Annotated in this window: 27 protein-coding genes; 12 read left to right on the top strand and 15 right to left on the bottom strand. The window is 73.8% G+C overall.

Annotated elements, in window-relative coordinates:
• Nucleotides 1-140 precede the first annotated feature (140 nt).
• The 3 genes from AB0M28_RS30135 (at nucleotide 141) to AB0M28_RS30125 (ending at nucleotide 2,334) form a co-directional block, all read left to right on the top strand.
• Complete coding sequence (locus AB0M28_RS30135) at nucleotides 141-590, top strand: MarR family transcriptional regulator (RefSeq protein ID WP_365411938.1); 450 nt, start codon at nucleotides 141-143, stop codon at nucleotides 588-590.
• 33 nt (nucleotides 591-623) lie between these two features.
• Nucleotides 624-1,076: a GNAT family N-acetyltransferase gene (locus tag AB0M28_RS30130; protein WP_365411935.1), complete on the top strand. Its 453-nt coding sequence runs from the start codon at nucleotides 624-626 to the stop codon at nucleotides 1,074-1,076.
• A gap of 76 nt (nucleotides 1,077-1,152) precedes the next feature.
• Nucleotides 1,153-2,334, top strand: coding sequence for a winged helix DNA-binding domain-containing protein (locus AB0M28_RS30125; protein ID WP_365411932.1), 1,182 nt, complete (start codon nucleotides 1,153-1,155; stop codon nucleotides 2,332-2,334).
• A 33-nt stretch (nucleotides 2,335-2,367) separates the two neighbouring features.
• Here AB0M28_RS30125 and AB0M28_RS30120 read toward each other — a convergent pair whose 3' ends face one another.
• The 3 genes from AB0M28_RS30120 to AB0M28_RS30110 all read right to left on the bottom strand — a co-directional run bounded on the left by AB0M28_RS30120 (nucleotide 2,368) and on the right by AB0M28_RS30110 (nucleotide 5,646).
• Nucleotides 2,368-3,735, bottom strand: coding sequence for a serine hydrolase domain-containing protein (locus tag AB0M28_RS30120; protein WP_365411929.1), 1,368 nt, complete (start codon nucleotides 3,733-3,735; stop codon nucleotides 2,368-2,370).
• 124 nt (nucleotides 3,736-3,859) lie between these two features.
• Nucleotides 3,860-4,522: a response regulator transcription factor gene (locus tag AB0M28_RS30115; RefSeq protein ID WP_365411926.1), complete on the bottom strand. Its 663-nt coding sequence runs from the start codon at nucleotides 4,520-4,522 to the stop codon at nucleotides 3,860-3,862.
• 2 nt (nucleotides 4,523-4,524) lie between these two features.
• Complete coding sequence (locus AB0M28_RS30110; protein WP_365411923.1) at nucleotides 4,525-5,646, bottom strand: sensor histidine kinase; 1,122 nt, start codon at nucleotides 5,644-5,646, stop codon at nucleotides 4,525-4,527.
• Between the two features lie 211 nt (nucleotides 5,647-5,857).
• On the opposite strand from AB0M28_RS30110, the gene AB0M28_RS30105 reads away from it, so the two are divergent.
• The 3 genes from AB0M28_RS30105 to AB0M28_RS30095 are packed head-to-tail and all read left to right on the top strand — an operon-like array spanning nucleotide 5,858 to nucleotide 9,341.
• Complete coding sequence (locus tag AB0M28_RS30105) at nucleotides 5,858-6,880, top strand: ATP-binding cassette domain-containing protein (RefSeq protein ID WP_365411920.1); 1,023 nt, start codon at nucleotides 5,858-5,860, stop codon at nucleotides 6,878-6,880.
• Entirely contained in the window at nucleotides 6,880-8,496 is a 1,617-nt protein-coding gene (locus AB0M28_RS30100) for an ABC transporter permease subunit (RefSeq protein WP_365411917.1), read from the top strand. Before AB0M28_RS30105 ends, AB0M28_RS30100 begins: the two co-directional genes overlap by 1 nt.
• On the top strand, nucleotides 8,493-9,341 hold the full coding sequence (locus tag AB0M28_RS30095; protein WP_365411914.1) for an ABC transporter permease: 849 nt from the start codon (nucleotides 8,493-8,495) through the stop codon (nucleotides 9,339-9,341). The genes AB0M28_RS30100 and AB0M28_RS30095 overlap by 4 nt, the downstream gene beginning before the upstream one ends.
• Nucleotides 9,342-9,914: 573 nt before the next feature.
• Here the strand turns inward: AB0M28_RS30095 and AB0M28_RS30090 are convergent.
• The 6 genes from AB0M28_RS30090 to AB0M28_RS30065 all read right to left on the bottom strand — a co-directional run bounded on the left by AB0M28_RS30090 (nucleotide 9,915) and on the right by AB0M28_RS30065 (nucleotide 14,237).
• On the bottom strand, nucleotides 9,915-10,880 hold the full coding sequence (locus tag AB0M28_RS30090) for a WYL domain-containing protein (protein ID WP_365411911.1): 966 nt from the start codon (nucleotides 10,878-10,880) through the stop codon (nucleotides 9,915-9,917).
• A gap of 93 nt (nucleotides 10,881-10,973) precedes the next feature.
• Nucleotides 10,974-11,582 (bottom strand): class I SAM-dependent methyltransferase, encoded by a 609-nt coding sequence (locus AB0M28_RS30085; RefSeq protein ID WP_365411908.1) that lies wholly within the window; start codon nucleotides 11,580-11,582, stop codon nucleotides 10,974-10,976.
• Nucleotides 11,572-12,228, bottom strand: coding sequence for an HAD family hydrolase (locus tag AB0M28_RS30080; RefSeq protein ID WP_365411905.1), 657 nt, complete (start codon nucleotides 12,226-12,228; stop codon nucleotides 11,572-11,574). Before AB0M28_RS30080 ends, AB0M28_RS30085 begins: the two co-directional genes overlap by 11 nt.
• Entirely contained in the window at nucleotides 12,225-12,884 is a 660-nt protein-coding gene (locus AB0M28_RS30075; protein WP_365411902.1) for an HAD family hydrolase, read from the bottom strand. Before AB0M28_RS30075 ends, AB0M28_RS30080 begins: the two co-directional genes overlap by 4 nt.
• The gene (locus AB0M28_RS30070; RefSeq protein ID WP_365411899.1) at nucleotides 12,881-13,381 is read right to left on the bottom strand and encodes a GNAT family N-acetyltransferase; all 501 of its coding nucleotides are present in this window, start codon (nucleotides 13,379-13,381) and stop codon (nucleotides 12,881-12,883) included. The genes AB0M28_RS30075 and AB0M28_RS30070 overlap by 4 nt, the downstream gene beginning before the upstream one ends.
• A 70-nt stretch (nucleotides 13,382-13,451) precedes the next feature.
• A complete protein-coding gene (locus AB0M28_RS30065) occupies nucleotides 13,452-14,237 on the bottom strand; it encodes a GNAT family N-acetyltransferase (RefSeq protein WP_365411896.1) in 786 nt (261 codons plus the stop codon).
• A gap of 86 nt (nucleotides 14,238-14,323) precedes the next feature.
• On the opposite strand from AB0M28_RS30065, the gene AB0M28_RS30060 reads away from it, so the two are divergent.
• Nucleotides 14,324-14,662 carry a hypothetical protein gene (locus AB0M28_RS30060; protein ID WP_365411893.1) on the top strand — a complete coding sequence of 113 codons (339 nt, stop codon included), beginning with the start codon at nucleotides 14,324-14,326 and terminating at the stop codon, nucleotides 14,660-14,662.
• 42 nt (nucleotides 14,663-14,704) lie between these two features.
• Here AB0M28_RS30060 and AB0M28_RS30055 read toward each other — a convergent pair whose 3' ends face one another.
• A complete protein-coding gene (locus AB0M28_RS30055) occupies nucleotides 14,705-15,604 on the bottom strand; it encodes an aminoglycoside phosphotransferase family protein (RefSeq protein ID WP_365411890.1) in 900 nt (299 codons plus the stop codon).
• 192 nt (nucleotides 15,605-15,796) lie between these two features.
• Here AB0M28_RS30055 and AB0M28_RS30050 point away from each other — a divergent pair, with 192 nt between their 5' ends.
• The 3 genes from AB0M28_RS30050 (at nucleotide 15,797) to trxA (ending at nucleotide 17,809) form a co-directional block, all read left to right on the top strand.
• The gene (locus tag AB0M28_RS30050) at nucleotides 15,797-16,987 is read left to right on the top strand and encodes a low temperature requirement protein A (RefSeq protein ID WP_365411887.1); all 1,191 of its coding nucleotides are present in this window, start codon (nucleotides 15,797-15,799) and stop codon (nucleotides 16,985-16,987) included.
• 67 nt (nucleotides 16,988-17,054) lie between these two features.
• A complete protein-coding gene (locus AB0M28_RS30045; RefSeq protein ID WP_365411884.1) occupies nucleotides 17,055-17,465 on the top strand; it encodes a MerR family transcriptional regulator in 411 nt (136 codons plus the stop codon).
• Nucleotides 17,466-17,467: 2 nt separating this feature from the next.
• Entirely contained in the window at nucleotides 17,468-17,809 is a 342-nt protein-coding gene (gene trxA / locus AB0M28_RS30040) for a thioredoxin (protein ID WP_365411881.1), read from the top strand.
• A gap of 22 nt (nucleotides 17,810-17,831) precedes the next feature.
• Here the strand turns inward: trxA and AB0M28_RS30035 are convergent, their stop codons facing one another.
• Complete coding sequence (locus tag AB0M28_RS30035; protein WP_365411878.1) at nucleotides 17,832-18,443, bottom strand: TetR/AcrR family transcriptional regulator; 612 nt, start codon at nucleotides 18,441-18,443, stop codon at nucleotides 17,832-17,834.
• 230 nt (nucleotides 18,444-18,673) lie between these two features.
• On the opposite strand from AB0M28_RS30035, the gene AB0M28_RS30030 reads away from it, so the two are divergent.
• The gene (locus AB0M28_RS30030) at nucleotides 18,674-19,618 is read left to right on the top strand and encodes a beta-ketoacyl-ACP synthase III (RefSeq protein ID WP_365411875.1); all 945 of its coding nucleotides are present in this window, start codon (nucleotides 18,674-18,676) and stop codon (nucleotides 19,616-19,618) included.
• Nucleotides 19,619-19,624: 6 nt separating this feature from the next.
• Here the strand turns inward: AB0M28_RS30030 and AB0M28_RS30025 are convergent, their stop codons facing one another.
• Both AB0M28_RS30025 and map read right to left on the bottom strand, forming a co-directional pair.
• Complete coding sequence (locus AB0M28_RS30025) at nucleotides 19,625-20,281, bottom strand: M15 family metallopeptidase (protein ID WP_365411872.1); 657 nt, start codon at nucleotides 20,279-20,281, stop codon at nucleotides 19,625-19,627.
• 32 nt (nucleotides 20,282-20,313) lie between these two features.
• The gene (map, locus tag AB0M28_RS30020) at nucleotides 20,314-21,081 is read right to left on the bottom strand and encodes a type I methionyl aminopeptidase (RefSeq protein WP_365411869.1); all 768 of its coding nucleotides are present in this window, start codon (nucleotides 21,079-21,081) and stop codon (nucleotides 20,314-20,316) included.
• A 65-nt stretch (nucleotides 21,082-21,146) separates the two neighbouring features.
• On the opposite strand from map, the gene AB0M28_RS30015 reads away from it, so the two are divergent.
• Nucleotides 21,147-21,413 carry a helix-turn-helix transcriptional regulator gene (locus AB0M28_RS30015; protein WP_365411866.1) on the top strand — a complete coding sequence of 89 codons (267 nt, stop codon included), beginning with the start codon at nucleotides 21,147-21,149 and terminating at the stop codon, nucleotides 21,411-21,413.
• 97 nt (nucleotides 21,414-21,510) lie between these two features.
• On the opposite strand, the gene AB0M28_RS30010 is transcribed toward AB0M28_RS30015, so the two are convergent.
• Together AB0M28_RS30010 and AB0M28_RS30005 are read right to left on the bottom strand one after the other, a co-directional pair.
• Nucleotides 21,511-22,146 carry a glyoxalase gene (locus tag AB0M28_RS30010; protein ID WP_365411864.1) on the bottom strand — a complete coding sequence of 212 codons (636 nt, stop codon included), beginning with the start codon at nucleotides 22,144-22,146 and terminating at the stop codon, nucleotides 21,511-21,513.
• 82 nt (nucleotides 22,147-22,228) lie between these two features.
• On the bottom strand, nucleotides 22,229-22,954 hold the full coding sequence (locus tag AB0M28_RS30005) for an alpha/beta hydrolase (RefSeq protein WP_365411968.1): 726 nt from the start codon (nucleotides 22,952-22,954) through the stop codon (nucleotides 22,229-22,231).
• Nucleotides 22,955-22,972 lie beyond the last annotated feature (18 nt).

Here is a 22,972-nt window from a genome sequence, read left to right as displayed (position 1 = left end):
GGGACTTCGTTGTTCCAGCCCGTGACACGCCCCCACAATAATTGTGTGCGCATTTAATTGCAAGCGCGGGATATTGCGCGGGTCGAGTACCCTGGGAGTACGGGACAGGACCCTCGGCACACTCGGCAAGGAGGCCGCGCATGTCGGCGACGGACGAACAGCTGCAAGGACTGGGCCAGGGGTGGGCCGCCCTCGCCGCCCTGCACGCCCGGATCGAGAGCCATGTCGAGCGGGTGCTGCAGAAGGCACACGGGCTGAGCGCCCGCGAGTACCAGGTGCTCGACGTGCTGAACCAGCAGGACGACTTCCACCTGCGGATGAACCAGCTCGCCGACACGGTCGTCCTCAGCCAGAGCGCCACGACCCGGCTGGTCACCCGCCTCGAGGACCGCGGGCTGCTCAGCCGCTACCTCTGCCCGACCGACCGGCGCGGTATCTACACCGAGGTCAGCCCGGCCGGCCGCGAGCTGCTGGAGCGGGCCCGTCCCGGCTACGAGGCGGCCCTGCGCGAGGCGCTGACGGAGGCCGCGAAGCGGCCCGAGCTGGCGCCGCTGGTGGCCGCGGTGGAGGCGCTGCCCGTACCGGCGTGAGGCCGGACAGGACCGCTGCGTAGGCTCCGACCCATGAGCGATCTTGAGATCCGGCGCGCCGTCCGGGACGACATCCCCGCGATCGTGGCCATGCTGGCCCACGACCCCATCGCCCAGCAGCGCGAGTCGCCGGACGACCTCACCCCGTACGACGCGGCCTTCGACCGGCTCGCGGACGACCCCAACCAGCACCTGGTGGTGGCCGTCCGCGACGGCCGCACCGTCGGCACCCTCCAGCTCACCGTGATCCCGGGCCTGTCCCGCAAGGGCACGGTGCGCTCGATCGTCGAAGCGGTGCGCGTCCACCACACCGAGCGGGGCAGCGGCCTGGGCACGCGGCTCATCGAGTGGGCGGTCGAGGAGTCGCGGAACCTGGGCTGCAGCCTCGTCCAGCTCACCTCGGACGCGAGGCGGACGGACGCGCACCGCTTCTATGAGCGGCTGGGCTTCGAGGCGTCACATGTTGGATTTAAGAAGCAGCTGTAGACCTCTGGGATCTCCGCGGGTCGCTGTGGACCCGTCTGACCTTTAGACCACCGAAAAGCGCAATAGCGTTGCCCGCATGACTCGTACAAGGGCAATCTCCACGGCTGAACGACGTGCGCGCATCGGTGTGCGCCATGCGCTCACGCCGGGGGCGCGCGTAGCCTCCCCGAGCGCCGCCGCGGACGCGGTCGTCGCGCTGCACTCGACGGATGCGGCCACGGTCTTCCTCTCCGCGTGCGTACGGCTGGAGCGGCCGGAGGTGTCAGCCGTGGAGAAGGCGCTGTACGACGATCCGCCGCAGCTGGTGAAGCTGCTGGCGATGCGGCGCACGCTCTTCGCCGTGAGCCGCGCGACGGCGCCGTACGTCGACGCGGCCGCGGCGCGGGCGATCGCCGAGCGGGAGCGCAAGAACCTGCTCAGGCAGCTGGCCGACTGGAACGGCAAGGACGCCGCCTGGCTCGCGAAAGCGGAGGACGCGGCACTCGCCGTACTGGCGGAGAAGGGGGAGGCGACGGGGCAGGAGATCGCCGCCGCCGATCCGCTGCTCAGGACGAGGATCGTGGTGTTTCCGGGGTCCCGGCAGGAGACCGAACTCGGCGTGGTGTCACGGGTGCTGCGCGTCCTCGCCGCCGACGGCCGGATCCGGCGCGGTCATCCCCGGGGAACGTGGACGTCGAGCCAGTTCCGCTGGGCGCCGGGCGAGGTGTTCCCCGCGCTGCGGCCCGCCGAGGCGCAGGCGGAGGTGGCACGGCGGTGGCTCGTCGCGTACGGGCCGGGCACGGAGGCGGACTTCAAATGGTGGACGGGCTGGACGCTGACGGCCGCGCGCAAGGCGCTCGCGGCGGCCGGCGCACGCGAGGTCACCCTTCAGGACGGCGGCCCGGCGTACGTCGCGGCCGATGACCAGCCCGTTCCCGCCGCCGATGTTTCACGTGAAACCCCCTGGGCCGCCCTCCTCCCCGCCCTCGACCCCACCCCGATGGGCTGGCAGGACCGGAGCTGGTTCCTGCCGTCCGGGGACCAGGGCCTGTACGACCGCAGCGGCAACATCGGCCCCACCGTGTGGTGGAACGGCCAGATCATCGGCGGCTGGGCGCAGCGCCCGGACGGGGAGGTGGTGTGGCGACTGTTCGGCTCGTACGGAAAGGAGGCCGCGGCCGCCGTGGAGTCCGCGGCGGCCCGCCTCGCGTCGGTGATCGGCGAGGCGCGTGTGACGCCCCGCTTCCGCACGCCACTGGAGCGGGAACTCAGCGCCTGAGCCCCCGATGTCCCCCGCGCCGGGCGCCGTACGTCACCGGGTCCAGCCGTCCACGCCGCCCGGGATGGGGGCGTCCGGGTCGTACGGCGAGCGGGTGAGGACGAACGTCGCCAGGTCCAGATGCGTGACGCCGCCGTCCCCGTCATGGTGCACCCGCAGGGTCTCGCCGGTGTAGTAGCCGTCGAGTCCGGTCCAGGTACCGTCCGCGTTCGGCAGGAAACGCGATGCGCGCCCCGCCGCGCCGAGCGGCGTCAGCTCCAGCCGGCGGCCCGCCCTCAGATGCAGGGTGTAGGGGTTCGCGCCCCAGTACCAGGGGCCGGTGAGGGCGAGCAGCTCCGGGTCCGCGTCCTCGTCGGACAGCGGCCGCCAGGGCTCCGGGATCCGCGGCTCGTGCTCGGCGACCAGCCGGATCAGGTCGTTGGCGACGGCGGTCGTGGTGGTCCCGGAGGTGACGTTGGTCAGGACCACGGAGGCCAGCCCGTCCTCCACGCTGAGGTGCAGGGACGCCAGGAAGCCCGGCATCGAGCCGGAGTGGCCGGCGATCAGCCGCCCCTCGGGCGTACGGGAGAGCTGCACGCCGAGTCCCTGCCCGGCGTCCCAGCTGCCGAACGCCGGCGGTGCGGCCGGGGTGCGCATCTCCTCCACGGTGTCCGCGCCCAGCACCCCGTCGTGCCCGGCGGCCAGGAACGCCGCGAACCGCGCCAGATCCCCGGTCGTGGACCACAGCTGGCCCGCCGGGCCCATCGCCCCGGTGTCGGTGAGCGGTTCGGGCAGCATCACGTCGGCCCACGGGTGCACGGCGAAGCCCCCCGCGTGCGGGGCCTCCGGGAGCAGCGTCGTACGGTCCATGCCCAGCGGCCGCAGCACCTCGTCCAGCAGCACCTCGCCCCAGGACGCACCGCGCAGCCGCTCCACGAGGGCCCCCAAGTAGGCGAAGCCGGGGTTGGAGTAGTGGTGGCGCCGCCCGGCCGGCAGGACCGTCTGGGTGTCCTCGACGTACAGGGTCTCGACGTCCGGCCGCAGGGTGCCTGGAGTGCGCTCCCACCAGGGGCCCCGGGGCTCGGCGCCGATACCGGCGGTGTGGGTGAGCAGTTGGTGGATCGTGGCCGGGCCGGCCTGCGTGCCCTTCAGGTGCGCCTCGAGCGGATCGGAGAGGTCGATGAGGCCCTCGTCGCGCAGCCGCATCACCAGCACGGCGACGAAGGTCTTGGTGATGGAGCCGATCCGGTACTGCGTGCCGGAGTCCGGCGCGTGCGAATCGCCGAGCATGCTGCGGGCGCCGGTCCAGACCGTCTCGCCGTCGCGGACCACGGCGGCGGCCAGCGAGGGCGTGCGGCCCTGGGCCTGGGCGGTCGCGATGCGGTGGAGCAGGGCGCGCTGGGTGGAGGGGAGCAGTGACATGCGCGCAGGCTAACCGCCCGGGTGAGACGGGGGCGCCGGTATTTCGCCGACCCGGCGTCCCAACGGTGCCGGACGGGGAGCGCCGGCTGGGGGCGCCCACTGCCGGCGCCGGCACACGCGGGCCTCATCCCGGGGCTCCCGGCACGACCACCCCGGACTCGTACGCCGCGACCACGGCCTGGGTCCGGTCGCGCAAGCCGAGCTTGCCCAGGATCCGGCTCACATGCGTCTTCACCGTCTCCTCGCCGACGTGCAGCCGCGCGGCGATCTCCGGGTTGGACAGGCCCTGGGCGACCAGTTTGAGCACCTCGGTCTCGCGCGGGGTGAGCGCGGGCAGGCCCGGCTGCTGGGCCGGGGTCTTGCGGCGCTGGCGGGCGAATTCCTGGATGAGCCGCCGGGTCACCGTCGGCGCGAGCAGTGCCTCGCCGGCGGCCACCACCCGCACCGCGTCGAAGAGATGCTCCGCCGTCACGTCCTTGAGCAGGAATCCGGCGGCGCCGGCGGCCAGCGCGTCGTAGACGTGCTCGTCGAGGTCGAAGGTGGTGAGTATGAGGATGCGCGGGCCGTCACCGCCGCTGGTCAGCTTCGCCGTCGCCTCGATGCCGTCCATGCCGGGCATGCGCACGTCCATCAGCACCACATCGGGGCGCGTCTCGGCGCACACCCGCAGGGCCTCGGCACCGTCGGACGCGCGTCCGACGACGGTGAGGTCGGGCTGGCTGTCGAGCAGTCCGGCGAAGCCGTCCCGCACCACCTCGTGGTCGTCGGCGACGACGATACGGGTCATGATCACGCCTCCTGGGGAACGGGCAGCCGGGCCTCCACCAGGAAGCCGCCGCCGGGGGCCGGGCCGGTACGCAGTTCGCCGCCCACGGTGTGCGCCCGCTCCTGCATCCCGAGGATGCCGTGGCCCGGGGACGCGGGGGAGTGGCCGGGACCGGGGCCGTTGTCCCGGACGCGCAGCAGCAGGGTGTCCTCGGTGTAGTGCATCTCCACGTCGACGGCGGCGCCGGGCGCATGCCGGCGGGCGTTGGTGAGGGCTTCCTGGACGATGCGGTACGCCGTGAGCTCGATGCCCGGGTCGAGCGGGGCGACCGCTCCGCTGACGATCAGCCGGGCCGCCGCGCCGGTGGCGTCACGTGCCTCGTCCAGCAGCTCGTTGAGCTGGGTGAGGCCCGGCTGGGGGCGGCGCTGCGGTGCGGTGACACCGGAGTCCTCGCGCAGGACGCCCAGCAGCCGGCGCATCTCGGTGAGCGCGGCGCGCGCGGTGTCCCCGATGTCCCGCAGCCGCTTGGCCCCCGCCTCGGGCATGCCGGGGGTGGTGAGCCGCGCCGTCTCGGCCTGCACGGAGATCATCGAGATGTGGTGGGCGACCACGTCGTGCAGCTCGCGCGCGATGCGCGCGCGCTCGCCGCGCGCCGCGTGCGCTATCAGGGTGTCCGCCATGACCTGCTCGGTCTCGGTCAGGGCCCGCGCGTCGGTGCGGGCCCGCTGGGCGCTGCCGGTCGCGGCCAGCGCCGCGCCACCCACGGCCAGCAGCACGGCGTACGTCCGCCCGGTCGCGTCTCCGTCGCCCAGCGCGCGTACGAGATAGGGGAGTACGAGCAGCAGGGACAGGGGTCTGGACCCCGACAGGCCCAGCCAGTAGAGCACGATGAGCTGGGAGACCGCCCCGGCCACGGTGAGCACCGGCGGGGACTGCACCGACAGCATGCCCGCGGCCGTGATGGTCAGAGCCGCGATGACGATCTGGCTGCGCAGCAGCGCCAGCGGCACCGTCGTGCCGACGCACAGAAGCACGGAGTAGACGATGTCGTCCCCCGGGTCCGTGCCGCGCGCCAGCACCTCCGCGATCCCCGCGAGGGCAAGCGTGACCGCGGCGACCGCCGGCCTCCGAAGTCCGGCGCTCACCCCCCGTGCGACCGCTCCCCGGCCGCCGACGTGATCTCGCACCCCGCCATTCTCGCGGGCGCGGGGTCGACGGCGCGTCCCCCAGGTCAGCGCTTTGTGAGTCCCCCGTGCGAGGGACCTGTACGAGGGTGCGTCCCTCCTGCCAGGGGTGCCGAAGACGGCTCTCGGGCGGGACGACGCCGACCCCGCCCACTGCCTACCGTGCTGTGCCATGGACGCAACGATCGAAGTGCGGCAGCTGCGCAAGCAGTTCGGCCGGACAGTGGCGGTGGACGGGCTGACGTTCACCGTGGAGCCGGGGCAGGTCACCGGCTTCGTGGGGCCCAACGGGGCGGGGAAGTCCACGACCATGCGCGCGATCCTCGGCCTTGAGGCCTCCGACGGGGGCGAGGCCCTGATCGGCGGGCGGCGCTATGCCGAGCTGCGCACGCCGCTGCGGGAGGTGGGGGCGCTGCTGGACGCGTCCGCGGTGCACCCGAGCCGCCGCGGGCGTGACCATCTGCTGTGGCTCGCGCACTCCCACGGCATACCGCGCCGCCGGGTGGACGAGGTCATCGCACAGGTGGGGCTGGAGTCGGCGGCGCGCCGCCGGGCCGGCGGCTACTCGCTGGGCATGCGGCAGCGCCTGGGCATCGCGGGCGCGCTGCTGGGCGATCCGCCGGTGCTGATGTTCGACGAGCCGGTCAACGGCCTGGACACGGAGGGCATCCGCTGGATCCGCGGCTTCGTGCGCTCGCTGGCGCGTGAGGGCCGGGCCGTGCTGGTCTCCAGCCATCTGATGAGCGAGCTGGAGGACAGCGCCGACCATCTGGTGGTGATCGGGCGCGGCAGGCTCATCGCCGACACCAGCGTGGCGCAGCTACTGGCCGCCGCCTCCGGGGACCGGGTCGCCCTGCGCACCACGGCGCGTACGGAGGCGATGGCGCTGCTGGCCCGCGAGGGCGCGAAGGTCGCGGCCGACGGCCGGGACTCGCTCGCCGTCACCGGGCTGCCCGCCGAGCGGATCACCGGGCTGCTGGGGGCCGCGGGGGTGCCGTTCTCGGAGGTGCGCGCCCATCGGGCGACGCTGGAGGAGGCCTATATGGAACTGACCCGGGACTCACTGGAGTTCGCGGCGGACACCGACCCCGGGCCCGACTCCGACTCCAGCCCCGGCTCCGGTCGCGGTCCCGGCGGAGCACTGACAGAACCCACGACCGCGGGAGTCTCCCGCACCGGGTCGGAGGAAGTCTGATGGCCATCGACACGACCTCGAGGCCCGCGTCGTACCGGTCCAGCCTGCCGCCCGGCAGGGACGGGTTCTGGCAGCTGCTGCGGGCGGAGTTCACCAAGTTCCGCACCGTGCGGCGCTGGCTGATCGGCCTGGCCGCGGCGGCCGCGGTCTCCGTCGCGCTGACGATGCTCGCCTCCAACACGGGGCCGGGCAACAACCAGGCACCGGACGCCCTCACCGGCCCGGACGGCTCGGTGGTCCAGGACCGCTTCCGGTTCCTGCACCAGCCCCTCACCGGCGACGGGGAGATCGTCGCCCGGGTGGCGTCGCTGACGGCGGAAGACCATCGCGGGCCGGACGGGAAAACGCGCGGCGTCGAGGGCTGGGCCAAGGCCGGCGTGCTCATCAAGGACGGCGCCGAGTCCGGCGCCGGCTACGCGGCACTGACGGCCACCGCCAAGCACGGTGTGCGGCTCCAGTGGGACTTCACCGAGGACCGGGCCGGCAGCGACACCGCCGCCGCGGGCAGCTGGCTCAGGCTGGTCCGCGAGGGCGGCACGGTGACCGGCTACGAGTCGAGGGACGGGCGCGACTGGCAGAAGGTCGGCACGGTCACACCCGCGAGTCTGCCGCGCACGGCCGAGATCGGGCTGTTCGTCGCCTCGCCGGACTCCTATGTGGTCGAGCGGGCCTTCGGCAGTCTCTCCGAGGGCTCCGGACCCACCAAGGCCACCGGTGTCTTCGACCACGTCACGGTGAACGGAAAGGCGCCGGCCTCCGGCAGTTTCACCGGTGAGCCCGTCGGCGAACTGACGATGGGACCGCTGCCCGACTCCGCGGCCGACGAGCAGGCCGACGACGAGCGCCGCCAGGCCGCCCAGGACGAAATCAACGACCTGCAGGGGTCCGACAGCGAGGCGAACGGCGTCTACACCATCACCGGCTCCGGTGACATAGCGCCGGACACCTTCGCCGGCGGGGACAACCTCACGCAGAGCCTGGCCGGTTCCTGGGTGGCGCTGATGGTGTTCGCGGCCCTCGGCACGCTGTTCGTGACGGCCGAGTACAAGCGCGGCATGATCCGCACCACGCTGACGGCGAGTCCCCGGCGCGGGCGGGTGCCGGTGGCCAAGGCCGTGGTCGTCGGGGTGGTGTCGTTCGCGGTGGCCCTGCCCGCCACCGCGGCCGGTTTCTCCTGGGCGCAGGACCGCATGCGGGACAACGGCTATCTGCCACCGGTCTACCCGCACTACTCCCTCACCGAGGGCGCCGGGCTGCGGGCGGTGGTCGGCACCGCGGCGATGCTGGCGCTGGTCGCCGTCCTGGCGCTGGCCGCGGGAGCGTTTCTCCGGCACAGCGCGGGCGCCATCACCGGGGTCATCATGCTGATGCTCCTGCCGTTGATCCTCGGCAGCGCGCTGCCGCTGGGGGTGACGCAGTGGCTGTTCACGTTCACGCCGGTGGCCGCGTTCTCGGTACAGCAGGGCGGGCATCACTACGAGCAGATAGAGCGGCCGTGCATGCCGGAGAACAGCTGCTACCCCCTGCCGTCGTACGGCGGTCTGGGCGTGCTGGCGCTGTGGGCGGCCGTGGTGCTGGCGCTGGCCGTCTGGCGGCTGCGGAGGCGGGACGTATGACGGCGACGACGGTGGTCCGGCGCGCGGTCGTCGACCCGGCGCCCCTGACGGCGACCGCGGCACGGCACTTGCACGCGGAGTGGACCAAGCTCCGTACCGTGCCCGGTACTTGGTGGCTGCTCTGCGTCGCTGTGCTCGTGATGGCGGGCGTCGGGGCGGGCACGGTGTCATCGGTGTCGGCGGAGCACTGCCAGTCGGCGGCCGCCTGCCACGAGGACACGGTGAAGCTCAGCCTCACCGGGATCTGGCTGGGCCAGGCGGTCGCGGCGGTGCTCGGCGCGCTGGCGATGACGGCGGAGTTCGGGACGGGTACGGTCCTGGCCACGTTCACCGCGATGCCGCGGCGGTCCGGGGTGCTGGCGGCGAAGGCGGTGGTGCTGGCGGGGCTGACGGCCGTCGCGGGTACGGCGGGCGTGCTGCTCTCGCTGCTGGCCGGCCGGCTGATCCTGCCCGGCAACGGCTTCACGGAGGCGGCCGGTTACCCCCCGGCCTCGCTGGCCGACGGCCCCACGCTGCGCGCTGCGGCAGGCACCGTCCTGATCATGGTCCTGGTGTCCCTGCTGGCCCTGGGTCTCGCGGCGATGCTGCGAGACACCGCGGGCACGCTCACCGCGGCGCTGGCGCTGCTCTACCTCGCCCCGCTGTTCAAGACGGCGATCCCGGACGACCGCTGGGTCCACCGCCTGGACCGCTGGGCCCCGATGCCGGCGGCCCTGTCCATCCAGGCCACGAAGGACCTCGACCGCCTGGCGATAGCCCCCTGGCCGGGCCTGGGCGTCCTGGCGATATACGCGGGAGCGGCCCTGGCGGCGGGAGCGGTGGTCCTACACGCCCGGGACGTGTAGGACCGGCCCGCCCGGACGAGGCGCAGCGCAGCGCAGCGCAGCGCGCCAGCCACCAGGCACCAGGGGCCGAGGGCCAAGCCCACCCCGCCCGGCAACTGAGGACGAGGCGCCCAGCGCCCCTGCCACCAGGCACCACGGCGGAAGGCCAAAACCAGCCCGCCAGGCAACTGAGGACGAGGCGCCCAGCGCCCCAGCCGCCAGGCACCACGGCGGAAGGCCAAAACCAGCCCGCCAGGCAACTGAGGACGAGGCGCCCAGCGCCCCAGCCGCCAGGCACCACGGCGGAAGGCCAAAACCAGCCCGCCAGGCAACTGAGGACGAGGCGCCCAGCGCCCCAGCCACCAGGCACCACGGCGGAAGGCCCAAAACCAGCCCGCCCGGCATCTGAGGACAAGGCGCCCAGCGCCCCTGCCCCAGCCGCCAGGCACCACGGCGGAGGGTCCGAAACCAGCCCGTCCGGCGTTTGAGGACGAGCGCCGTTCAGGCGCGAAACGCGGGCGCAGCCCGCGAACGGGGGGCCGGGGGCGGAGCCCCCGCAGCGGAAGGCGACGAAGGGGGCGGCAGGTGGGACACCTACGCGTAGAGCCGGGCGAGAGCCCGGACCGTGGCGGCGACCCGGTCGCGGAGGACCGGAGGCCCGAGCACCTCCACCTCCGCCCCCAGCTTGAGCAGCTCCGTCTCCGCATGGGTGAGGCTCTCGATGGGAATGACCGCCCGCCGCCAGCCGTCCCCCTCCTCGACCCCGGCATCGACCGCGTCGATGACCGCCTGCACGGTCAGGTCCGGGAGCCGCTCCCGGCCGGCCGGCGAGATGCGGATCTCCGCCTCCCCCTGCCACAGCCGGGCCTGGAGGTCGGCCGTGTGCTCGGCCCAGTAGCCGCCCAGCGAGAAGCCCGGAGGCGGGGTGAACGGATCGGCCAGCGGCTCCAGGGACAGGATCTGGCCGATCCGGTAGGTCCGGATGCCCGAACCGGTCTCCGCCACCGCGTACCAGCGGCCCGCCTTCAGCACGACCCCGTACGGTTCGAGCCGGCGCTCGACGACCTCCGGCGCGTACCAGCGCCGGTAGCGCACCCGGACCGCCCGCCGTTCCCACACCGCCGCGGCGACGGCGGGGAGGAAGGGCACCTCGTCGGCGTCGCGGTACCAGCCGGGGGCGTCCAGCAGGAAGCGTTCGCGGATCCGTCCGGCGTGCGCCCGCAGCTCCGCGGGCAGCGCCGCCTCGACCTTCAGCTCGGCGGCGGCCAGCACCGAGCCCAGGCCCAGCTCCGCCGCCGGCCCGGGCAGCCCGGCGAGGAACAGGGCCTCCGCCTCGGCGGCCGTGAGCCCGGTCAGCCGGGTGCGGTAGCCGTCGAGGAGCGCGTAACCGCCGTCGTGGCCGGGCTCGCCGTACACCGGCACGCCGGCCGCGCTCAGCGACTCGACGTCCCGGTACACGGTCCGTACCGAGACCTCCAGCTCCGCCGCCAGCTCGGCGGCGGTCATCCGGCCGCGGTTCTGCAGCAGCAGAAGCAGGGACACCAGACGGGCGGCTCGCATGAGGCGACGTTACCCGCCGCCACTGACAACCCCCTCAGGCCGCCACCCCGCCCCCGCCAGAGCACCCGCCCCGGCCAAGGCCCCCCACCCCGCCTACCCCGCAGCACCCGCCCCCGCCGGCCGGCCCAGCACCACCCGCGTCCAGCTGACTCCGGGGCGGTCCGTGTAGTCCGGATGCCCGGTCGAGTTCACCACCGTACGCAGCCCGTGCTCCGCGGCGAGTGCGGCCGTCTCGTCACCCGACACGTCGAACATCCGCCGTCCCGCCGGCACCGGCCCATGCCGCAGGGTCATGAACGCCCGCCCGCCGGGCGCGAGAAGCTCCGCCAGCCGGCCCATACCGTGCGCCCGCTCCACGGCGTCGAGGTGCATCCACACGGCGCTGAGCAGCACGAAGTCGTACTCGCCGGTGACCCCGGCCAGCTCCGGCAGCCCCGCCTCGATCCACGTCAGCCCCGCGTCGGGGTACAACCGGGCCCCGTGGGCGCGCAGTTCGTCGGTGGGTTCGACGGCCGTGACGGTGTGCCCGAGCCCGGCCAGCCAGGCGGCGTCCTTCCCGGTGCCCGCGCCGACGTCGAGCACCCGGCACGGCTCGACCGGGAACAGGTGCAGCTCGTCGGCCCGCGCCCGCTCCACGTCCCACGTCAGATCCCCACGGGCCCGCTCGTCCGCCTGCTCGGCGTAACCCGCATTACTGGCCAAGCGCATCCAGCACCTCCGGAAGTTCGCGCATGTCATGGAAGAGCACCGTGCCCGGCCCCGCCAGCCACTCCTCGGGCGACAGCCCCCCGGCGTACCCCAGGCTCCGCATGCCGGCCGCGCGCGCCGCCCGCACCCCGTACTGGCTGTCCTCCACCACCACGCACACCTCGGGCGCGAAGCCCATGGAGCGCGCCGCGTGCAGGAACAGATCCGGGGCGGGCTTGCCGTGCGCGACCTCGGTGGCTGAGTAGATCCGCCCCTCGAAGTGCTCCCACAGCCCGGTACGGCCCAGCGTGTGCCGCATCTTGTCGTGGCTTCCGCTGGAGGCCACGCAGGTCGGCAGCGTGATCGCGGCCAGCGCCTCGGCCACCCCGTCGACGGCGGTGAGTTCGGTGTCGATGGCGGTGTGATGCAGTTCGCGGTTGCGGGTGTGCCAGGTGTCGGCGGCATCGGTGCCGAGGCGTTCGGCGAGCATCGCGTGGATGGACGCCTCGGACTTGCCCATGAACCTGTCGATCACCTCGTCCGCGGTGAGTATCCAGCCGAGTTCGGCTCCGATCTCGATCTGGATGCGTACGGCGAGGCGTTCGCTGTCGACGAGGACCCCGTCGCAGTCGAAGATGACCAGTTCGATGGGCTTGTTCATGACGCCGAGGCTATCCGGGCGATCAACCGGGGCAGCTCCCGCATGTCCTCGAAGAGCACCGTGCCCGGCCCGTCGAGAGACGCCGCCGGGGCGAGCCCGCCCGCGTACGCCAGGCAGCGCATGCCCGCCGCGCGCGCCGCCCGCACCCCGTACGCGCTGTCCTCCACCACCACGCACTCCCCGGGCGCGAAGCCCATGGAGCGCGCCGCGTGCAGGAACAGGTCCGGGGCGGGCTTGCCGTGCGCGACCTCCGACGCCGAGTAGATCCGCCCCTCGAAGTGCTCCCACAGCCCGGTACGGCCCAGCGTGGTGCGCATCATCTCGTGCGTACCGCTGGAGGCCACGCAGGTCGGCAGGTCGATCGCGGCCAGGGCCTCGACGACGCCCGGCACGGGGGTGAGCCGGTCCAGCCCGGCGTGGAACAGCTCGTGGTACTCCTCGAACCACCGCTCGGCGGAACCGGGCCCGAGCCGCTCGTCGATGATGCGGCCGGCCTCCGCCACGGACGTACCCATGAACTTCTCGACCAGCTCGGCCTCCGTCAGCGGCCAGCCGAGCCGGTTCGCGACGCGGGTCTCCAGCGGTACGCCGTAGCGTTCGGTGTCCACCAGCACGCCGTCGCAGTCGAAGACCACCAGTCCGACGGGACCGTTCACCGCGCCTCCCCCTCCTCCGGCACCGCGCGGAAGCCCAGCCGGGCGTAGAGCCGGGCGGAGGCCGGGTTCTCGGCGGTGAGGTGGAAGTGGCGCTGCCCGCGGTGGCGGGCCTCACCGAGTACGGCGCGGGTCACCTCGTAGCCGAGCCCGCCGCCCTGCGCGGCCGGCAGGGTGCCCACCGTGTGCACCTCGCCGTCCACGGTGCAGTGGGCGCCGGCCAGCGCCTGCCCGTCGGCACCGAACGCGCCGGCCACGACCCGCCGCCCGTGGCGGATCTCACCGGCGATGTCGGCCACCGTGCCGTCCTCGGTGAGCGTACGGGCCAGCGCCCGGACGCTGCCCGGATCGCCGTAGGCGATGCGCGTCACCGCCAGCACGGACGGCAGCCCGGGGTCGTCGGCCGTCACGACCCGCACGCTCACCCCGGCGGGCAGCGCGCCGGGGCGGGCGGGAGGAGTGCGGGCGTCGAGGACCATGGATGGGCGATCGGTGCTCATCGTCGTATCCAAGCGCATCCGCGGGCGCGGCCCGGAACACGCCCTCGGGGGTCGAAGGCGCACCGGCCGGTCACTCCCCCTCCCCGGCCTCCGCGATCAACGCCGTGGCCAGCGGCACGAAGCCCAGCCGGGCGTACATCCGGGCCACCGCCTCGTCCTCCGCCGACAGGAACAGCGTGTGCACCCCGCCCTCCCCCGCCGCGACGGCCAGCGCCCGCGTCACCGCGTACGCCAGCCCGCGCCGCCGGGCTGCGGGCACCGTGCCGACACCGCCGATCTCGGCGACCCCCTCGAGCGGCATGCAGCTGCCCCCGCACAGCGCCTGCCCGTCCGCGGTGACGGCCGCGGCAACGATCCGCCGGCCGGAGCGGATCCCGGCGGCGACCACCTCCACGGCGCCGTCCGCCGTGAGCCGGTCCGCGATCTCCTGCTGGCTGCCGGAGGCACCGAACGCGACGTGCGTGGCGGCGAGCGCCAGGGCCAGCGCGGGGTCGTCCGCGGCCAGCACCCGTACCTCGGCGTCCGGGGTGTCCGCCGCGGGACCGGGCTCCCCGGCGAGCACCATCAGCGGATGCTCGCTCACCGTGAGCCCGCTCCCCTCGACGGCGGCCCGCAGTCCGGGCGTCACCTCGGCGACCCACTCGAACGCCTCGGGGACGCCGAGCTCCCGCTGCCGGGCCCGCACCTTGTCCACGTCCGCGACGCTCGCCTCGCCGCCCGAGCCCGCGGGGCGGGCGTAGTAGGGGAAGCCCGGGTTCTCGCGTACGAACAGCCGCAGCGGTCCGAACTCCTCGACGCGGGCGGCGGCGCGGGGCACGTCGTCGTAGTAGCGCTCTATGTTCTCCAGTGATGTCACCGGCGCATTGAAGCAACCGGACGCGGACCCGGGCCACCGCAATACGGCCTCTGGCGTACCGGCCGCCGGGCCCCTAGGGTCCGGGCATGGCCTACGCGCTGCTCGGCTTCGTCGCCCTCCTCTTCGGCCTGGCGCTCTCCGGGACGCAACAGCGCGTGAAACGGCTGGAGTCGAGACTCGCCACCCTGGAACGCCGGCTCGACGAGGAGACACCACCGACGCCCCGGTATGACGGGGCGACGCCGCACACCACGTCCCCCCGGGACACGGTGCCGACGCCGCTCTCCCACGCGCAGCTGGCAGAGATCGACGCCCAGCTCCGGCAGGACCGGCTGATCATGGCGATCAAGCTCTACCGCGAGTACACCGGCGTGGGCCTGAAAGAGGCCAAGGAAGCGGTGGAGAAGCTGCGCGACACCCGCTGACACCCGACGGCGCGACACCCGACGGCGCGACACCCCGCGGCGTTACGCCCCCACCCCCCGCCACGCCTCCGGCGCCCCCTCGGCGTAGAACCGGAGCACCTCCAGCAGCCGCGCCGCCATCGGCGATGACCAGTGCACGCCGTCCCGCCCCGGCGGGGTCGGGATGCGGGCCAGCGCCCAGTGCAGCTGGTGCCACAGCACCCGCGCCGCCCACTCACGTTGCACGGATCCGGCGGCCGCCTCCCCGAGATAGCCGGCCAGCGCGTACGGCACCGCGCGCAGCGGGAGCTTGGCGAAGTCCTCGGCCGGATCGCCGAGATGCGCGTCGCCCCAGTCCAGCAGCCAGGACAGGTCGCCGCTCGCCGGATCGGCGAGGAGGTTGGTGGGGCAGGCGTCCCCGTGTACGAGAACGGGCTCGACCCCCTCCCGGTACGGGGCGAGGCGCGCGAACCAGCCGCTCAGCCACCGCGCCTCGGCCGCCCCGAGATACGCCTCGGCCCGCAGCCGCTCCACCGTCCGCAGCGGATCGCCCCCGTCGTCGTACGGCACCGGCGGCCCCGCGTACCGGCCCCGGTGCAGCAGCGCCAGCTCCGCGCCCAGCTGCCGGTACACCTCACCGCGCGGGTCCCCCGCCGCGGACTCGGGCAGCTCCGGCACCACCCCGTGCGCCCGCCGCAGCAGTACGTACGGCACCGGGCCGGTCTCCCCGAAGCCCTCCAGCCGCGGGGTGCGCACGCCGAGTTCCGTCGCGTACGGGATGACGGCCAGCTCCTTGCGCAGATCGGCGACGGCCCCCGGTTCGTCGCGCGCGACCCGGAGCACCAGGTGCTCGCCGACGAACCACACCCGGTTCGCCACGCCCTGCAGGGGCGCGGGCCGGACCGCCGACAGCGGCAGCCCGTGGTGCCCGGCGAGGGCGCGCAGCAGCGGGGTGACGTCCACGGGCGCCAAGGTAGGACGCCACGCCGCCCCCGGCCAACCGGAAATCCCCGGTCGGCACATGCCAACCCCGCCCCCCGGATGAAACCCCCGGTCGGCACATGCCGACCGGGCACCATCCCCATGGACCCCGCCCGCCGCGCCCGCGTACGCTCGCGCGCAGCACGCGTCACGCGCACATCCGGGGGAGCACACATGGCCAACGAGGCCGCCACCGACATACCGGCCAGGAACGGGGAGGACGAGGTCCGCGTCTCCACGCTGGAGCTGTTCTTCGACCTGGTCTTCGTCTTCACCCTCACCCAGCTCACCGTGAAGCTCGCGGGCGACCTGACGGTGAGCGCCTTCGGTCAGGTCGTGGCGCTGTTCGTCGTCCTGTTCTGGATGTACGCGGCCTACGTCTACCTCACCAACCAGGTCCCCCCGGACCGCACCTCCCGCCGGCTGCTGCTGATGGGCGGCATGGCCGCGTTCCTGGTCTGCGCCCTGGCCATCCCCGGTGCGTTCGACGGCGACGGGGTGGTCTTCGGCATCGGCTATCTGCTCGTCGTACTGCTGCACGGCAGCCTGTACACCCAGTCGCACGGGCGGATGGTGCTGACGTACGCCCCGACGAACGTGCTCGGCGCGCTGCTGGTGCTGATCGCCGGGACCACGTCCGGCACCACGGCCGTCGCGCTCTGGGCGGGGGCGATCGGGCTGCAGTTCGTCAACACCTTCGGGCTGCGCTGGTTCTCCGCCCGGCGGGCCGCCGCCGGGACGTCGGGCGGTGACGTGGTGGTACGTCTCGGCGGTGTCGACGTCGGGCACTTCACCGAGCGGCACGGGCTGCTGCTGATCGTCGCCTTCGGCGAGTCCGTGATCGCGGTGGGCGTGGGGCTCGAGCACCCCAATCTGAACCTGCTGTTCTTCACCGGCCTGCTGCTGGGCCTGGCGCTGGTCGCCTCGCTGTGGTGGACGTTCTTCGTACGGGACAGCGAGGCCGCCGACGAGGCGCTGCGGGCGGTGCCCCTGACCGACCGCTGGCGGACCACGCTCTTCGCGTACTACTACTCCTTCATCCCGATGCTGCTGGGCGTCGTGGTGCTGGCGGCCGGGGTGAAGAAGTCCCTCGGCCATCTCGACGAGCAGCTGGCGGCCGGGCCCGCGCTGGCGCTGGGCGGCGGGGTGGCGCTGTATCTGGCCGGCGACTTCTGCTTCCGCTGGTCGCTGGGCCTCACCCCCCGGGTGTACCGGGCGGCGGGCGCGGCGCTGGCGCTGGCGACGGTGCCGCTGGGGACCGCCTCGACGGCGGTGGCGCAGCTGGCGGCGCTGGTGCTGGTGGTCGTGGCGATGCTGGGCACGGAGCTGCGCGCGTGCCGGGCACCGGCCGGGAACCCCGCGTAGGCAGAACAATCCCGTCGTAGAAGAAGCGCTGGCGTTGACGTCAGCGTCAACGTCTACCGTCGAAGGCATGCGGATCGGAGAGCTGGCCGACAGGGCGGGGACGACCACGCGCGCCCTCAGGTACTACGAGTCACGCGGGCTGCTGCCCGCGCGGCGCGACGGGAGCGGCAACCGCTCGTACGACGAGGAGGATCTGCGGCTGCTGCTGGAGATCCGCCAGCTGCAGGACTTCGGCTTCGAGCTGGAGGAGACGCGGCCGTTCGTGGAGTGCCTGCGCTCGGGCCACGAGGAGGGCGACGACTGCCCCGCCTCGCTGGACGTCTACCGCCGGAAGCTCGAGCAGCTCGACGCGCTGATCGGCCGGCTCACCGGGGTACGGGAGGAGATCGCGGGCCGGCTGGCCCGGTCCGCGCTGCTGCACCCGCCCGCGACCGGAACCGCCCCCCTGTGCGAACTCACGACCCCGATGGAGGACTGACCATGGCCCAGGCCACCGATCTCGTACCCGCCGTCACCGACGACACCTTCGCCGCCGAGGTCCTCGCCTCCGAGCTGCCCGTCCTGGTCGACTTCACCGCCGACTGGTGCCCGCCCTGCCGCCAGATCGCCCCGGTGCTGGAGTCGCTCGCCGAGGAGGAGGCGGGCCGGCTGCGGTTCGTCACCCTCGACGTCGACCGCAACCCGGGCACGCAGGCCGCCTACGGGGTGCTGTCGATGCCGACGCTGATGCTGTTCCGGGGCGGGGAGCCCGTCATGCAGCTGGTCGGCGCCCGCCCCAAGCTGCGCCTGCGCAAGGAGCTCGAGGACGCGCTGCGGGACTGAGGACGCGCTGGCTGAGAACGCCTCAGCCCCCGCCGCCCAGAAGCCGGGCCACCGCCCGGCGGGTGCGGTCCGGGGCTGAGGCGTCGCCGATCAGCTGGACCGACTGGTTCAGCACCATGTACAGGCCCATCAGCTCGAAGGCGACCTGCTGCGGGTCCGTCTCCCGCGGCAGCTCCTCCGCCGCCGCCGCGAGCCACACCTCGTGCGCCAGGCGCCGCCGCCACACCAGGAACAGCCGCGCCACGGCGTCGTGCACCGGGCCGCCGCGCGCGTCGAACTCCATCGACGCCGTGGTGAACAGGCAGCCGCCGGGGAACGCGCCCTTCTCCCGCTCCAGATACGTGATCCACCGCTCGCACACCGCGCGCAGCCGCGTCAGCCCGGGCGCCAGCTGGGCGGCCGGCTCCCAGACCACCCGGTTGAAGATCGCGGACGCCTCCTCCAGCGCGGCCAGCTGCAGGGCCTCCTTGCTGCCGAAATGCCCCAGCACCCCGGCCTTGCTCATGCCGAGATCGGTGGCGAGCCGGCCGATGGTCAGGCCCTCCAGGCCCTCCACGGAGGCGATGGCGATACCGCGGTCGAGGATCCGCTCGCGCGTCCTGCGGGCCTCGGCGACGGAACGGCGCGGGCTCATGGGGCGGGCCTCCTCACGCTCATACGGCGGACCCCTCCACGGTCATACGGCGGATCTCCCGGGATTCATCCGGGATGAATACCGCCATCCTAGCCAGCGGACACCCACTTAGCTTACGACCGATCGGTTGCTATATTCCGGACAGCCGCCCGGCCCACCCCGTCCCCGGACCGACCGGCCGCGCCGCCTCACGTCCCCGAAGCGGCGCCCCACCCGCACTGGAGGACCGTATGCCCGGATCCCGCATCACCGCCCTCGGCCACTACCAGCCGGAGCGCGTCCTCACCAACGACGAGCTCGCCACGATGGTCGACACCAACGACGAGTGGATACGCCGCCGCACCGGCATCGCCACCCGCCGGATCGCCGCCGAGGACGAGACCGTCGCCGACCTGGCCACCGCGGCCGCCGCCAAGGCCCTCGCCGCGGCGGGCCTGGCACCCTCCGACATCGGCCTCATCACCGTCGCCACCTGCTCCAACCGCGACCGCTGCCCCTCCACCGCGGCCCAGGTCGCCGCGCGCCTCGGGCTGCCCTCCCCGGTCGCCTTCGACATCAACAACGGCTGCGCGGGCTTCTGTACGGCCCTCGCCCTCGCCGACCACTCGCTGAGCGCGGGCGCCGCCCGGCACGCGCTCGTCATCGGCGCCGAGAAGATGTCCGACGTCACCGACTGGACCGACCGGTCCTCCTGCATCCTCCTCGGCGACGGCGCGGGCGCGGCGGTCCTGTCCGCCACCGACAAGCCCGGCGTTCACCCCGTCGTGTGGGGCTCCGCCCCCGAACTCGGCCCCGCCGTACGCCTGCTGGACGCGTGGCAGCCCCGCTTCGGGCAGGACGGCCAGACCGTCTTCCGCTGGGTCACCTCGCAGCTGCCCGGTCTCATCCGCGACACCTGCGCGGCGGCCGGCCTCGAGCCCGCGGACCTGGCGGGCATCGTCACCCACCAGGCCAACCTGCGCATCATCGAGGCGTCCCTGCGCCCGCTCGGCCTGCCCGAGGACATCGTCGTCGCCCGCGACGTCGTCGACTCAGGCAACACCTCCGCGGCGTCCGTACCGCTCGCGCTGTCCAAGCTCGTCGAGCGCGGCGAACTGCCCAGCGGCGGGCCGGTGCTGCTCATCGCCTTCGGCGGCGGGCTGTCGTGGGCGGGTCAGGTCGTCACCGCTCCGTGAGCGCGGTCAGACCTGCTCCCGCGGCCCGTAACAGGCGGCGTCCGCGCCGGACATGAGCGCCCAGTAGCGGTCGCCGTACGACCAGTGCCACCACTCCGTCGGGTAGTTGACCAGCCCGGCGGAGGCCAGCACCCGGCCCAGCAGCGCGCGGTTCGCCCGCGCCTCGTCCGCGATGCCCGGCGCGTCGGTGTAGCAGGCGCCGGCGCTCTCCTCGGGGCTGGCGTTCATCCGGGTGCCCAGGTCCAGCTCGCGGCCCCGCGCGTCGGCGAGCGTCAGGTCGACGGCCGCGCCCGCGCTGTGCGGGGCGATGTCCGGCGGCGACACATAACGGCTGGCCTGCCGGTGCACCTGCGCCGGCGGCCAGCCCGGGTTCGCGGCGCGCAGCCCCTCGGCGTACTCCTCGAAGTAGCGGCGCTGCAGCGACGGGGGCCGGTACCCCTCGACGTACAGCAGGCGCAGCCCGTCCGGGAGCAGCGCCTGCGCCTGTACGAGACGCTCCAGTACCCCGAGCCGCAGCCGGCCGCAGGCGCCGCCGGAGTCGTCGTCCTTGCGGCCGTCGACCAGCAGCCGGCCGTCCGCGCGCACGTCGACCAGCGGCTCGCCGCACTCGCGCACGGGGACGGCCGCGACCTCGGGATCGGACATCAGGATGATCTCGTTCATACGCCGATCCTCCCCGGTCGCCGGCCGCCGGCTCACAGCAGGGTGAGGATGCGCGGGCCGTCCTCCGTGACGGCCACCGTGTGCTCGATGTGCGCCGCGCGGCTGCCGTCCGCGGTGCGCAGCGTCCAGCCGTCGCCGTCCACGTCGTACGCGTCCTGCCCGCCGGCCATGAACATCGGCTCGATCGCCAGCACCAGACCCGGCCGCAGCGGGAAACCCCGGCCGGGGCGGCCCCGGTTGGGCAGGTGCGGGTCCTCGTGCATACGGCGGCCGATGCCGTGGCCGCCGAAGTCGGCGGGCATGCCCGCGCCCGTCGCCTTCGCGACCTCGCCGATGGCGTACGAGACGTCGCCGATCCGGTTGCCGGCGCGCATCTGGGCGATCCCCGCGTCCAGCGCCCGCTGGGTGGCCTCGATGAGCGCCGCGTCGGCGGGGCGCGGCGTCCCCACGGTGAACGAGATCGCCGAATCGCCCGTCCAGCCGTCCAGATGCGCCCCGCAGTCGATGCTCACCAGGTCCCCGTCGCGCAGCCGGTAGCCGTCCGGGATGCCGTGCACGACGGCGTCGTTGACCGAGGCGCAGATCACCCCGGGGAACGGCACCGGCGCGAACGACGGCCGGTAGCCCAGGAACGGCGACGTCGCACCGGCCTTCGCCAGCACCTCGCGCGCCACGCCGTCCAGCTCCGTCAACGACACCCCGACACCTGCCGCGTCCCGCACCGCGGCCAGCGCCTGCGCCACCACGCGCCCGGCCTCCCGCATCGCGTCCAGCGCCGCCGCGCTCTTCAGCTCCACCATGGGCGTTTGACCCCTCCCGCACCCGCACCGTGACCAATTCTTATACCGGTATTAGTATCACGGTCATGGTACGCACTCCGCTCACCCCCGAAGAACGCCGCCGCGGCGAGCACCTCGGCGCCCTCCTGCGCGAGGCCCGCGGCCCGCGCAGCATGGTCGACGTGGCACTGGCGGCCGGGCTCTCCCCGGAGACCCTCCGCAAGATCGAGACCGGCCGGGCTCCCACGCCCGCGTTCTTCACGATCGCGGCGCTGGCGCAGACGCTGGGCCTGTCGCTGGACGCCCTGGCGACGACGTGCGCGGGGGCGGGAGCCTCGGCGCTGTCGGCCTGAGGGGCGGGGGGCGCGGGGCGGCTCGGACGGCTCGGACGGCTTGGTCGGTTCGGGCGGCCCGGGCCGGGACGCGCGGCTCGGGCAGCCCGAGCAGCCCTCAGGACGCGGAGGCCGCCGGCGCCGCGGCCTCCCACGCGAACCCGTCCGGGTCGGTGGCCGCCCCGGCATCCCCGGCGATGGTGATCCCGTGCGACCCGCTGCCCTCCGCCGGCACCCCGGCGCTCTTCGCCAGCGCCCGCCGCCGGTACAGGCCCAGCTTCACCGGGCTGTCCCCGGCCTCGAACTCCACGTACATCCGCGCGAAGCTCTTGCCCACGGTGAAGCCCTGCCCGGTGTAGAACCGGCGGCTGGCCGGGACGTCCGCCACGCCCAGCAGCAGCACCAGCGCGTCGAACCGCCGCTCCACGGGCCCGGCGTCCTTCTTCGCGGAGGTCGCCAGGTTCCAGATCGCCCCGTCGGGCGCCTGCACCACACAGCCGTACCCCCACAGCGACTTCGCGGCCGGCTTCAGCACCGTGGCCCCGGCGTCGAGCGCGGACCGCACATAGCTGTCGACGACCGACGGCTGCGCCACGGTCAGCGACAGCGTGAACCCACGGAACCCGCTGCTCTCCGCCCCGGCCTCCCGCACCCTGACCTGCGACCGGTCGTCCAGCCCGAAGGCCTCGGCGTAGAAGCGACGCGCGGCCGACGCATCGGCCGCATCCAGCGTGACGTACTCGATTTCTCCCATGCACACCACGCTAGAAGCGCCCGCCGCGCGCCGCTTCTCGATTCCTGACCGCTCGACTAGTGATCCGTCAGCCGGCCCGGCCTCACCTCAGATGCCGGTCCAGGAACCGGCACCCGTCCTCCAGCTCGAAGAACGGCGTACCGGTGTGCCCGCCCAGATTGGCGTGCAGCGTCTTCTCCTTGCTGCCGAAGGCGTCGAACAGCTCCAGCGCCCGCTGCCGGGGGTTCCCCTCGTCGTCCCACTGCAGCAGGAACAGCAGCGGAATACCGACCCGCCGGGCCTCCTCACGCTGGGCACGCGGCACGTACCCCCCGGCGAAGAACCCGGCGGCGGCGATCCGCGGCTCGACCACCGCCAGCCGGATACCGAGGGCGGTCCACCCCCCGGAGTAACCGACCGGCCCGCCGACCTCGGGCAGCTCGAGCAGGGCGTCCAGCGTGGTCCGCCAGTCCGGCACCGCGCCCTCGACCATCGGCCCGATGAAGGACTCGAAGATCTCGTCGACCGGCTCCCCGGCCCGCATCGCCCGCCGGAGCTCTGCGCGGGCCTGCTCGGCGGCGGCGGAACGGGGCCGGTCACCGCACCCGGCGGCGTCGATGGTGGCCACCACGTACCCGCGGGCCGCGGTGTACCGGGCCCGGGCCACCAGCCGGGGGTCGGCCTTGGGCAGACCGTTGTTGTGGGCCATCAGGACCAGCGGGGCCGGTGCGGCGGACTCCGGCGTCCACAGGGTGCCGGGAATCTCACCGAGGAGGAATTCGCGCTCGAGGACGCCGTCGTCGAGACGCTGCTCAGAAATGAAGCGCATGATCGTGCCTTTCGGGAG

Source organism: Streptomyces sp. NPDC051940 (assembly GCF_040680895.1).
GTDB lineage: Bacteria > Actinomycetota > Actinomycetes > Streptomycetales > Streptomycetaceae > Streptomyces.
This window is presented reverse-complemented; position numbering and strand designations above follow the sequence as displayed.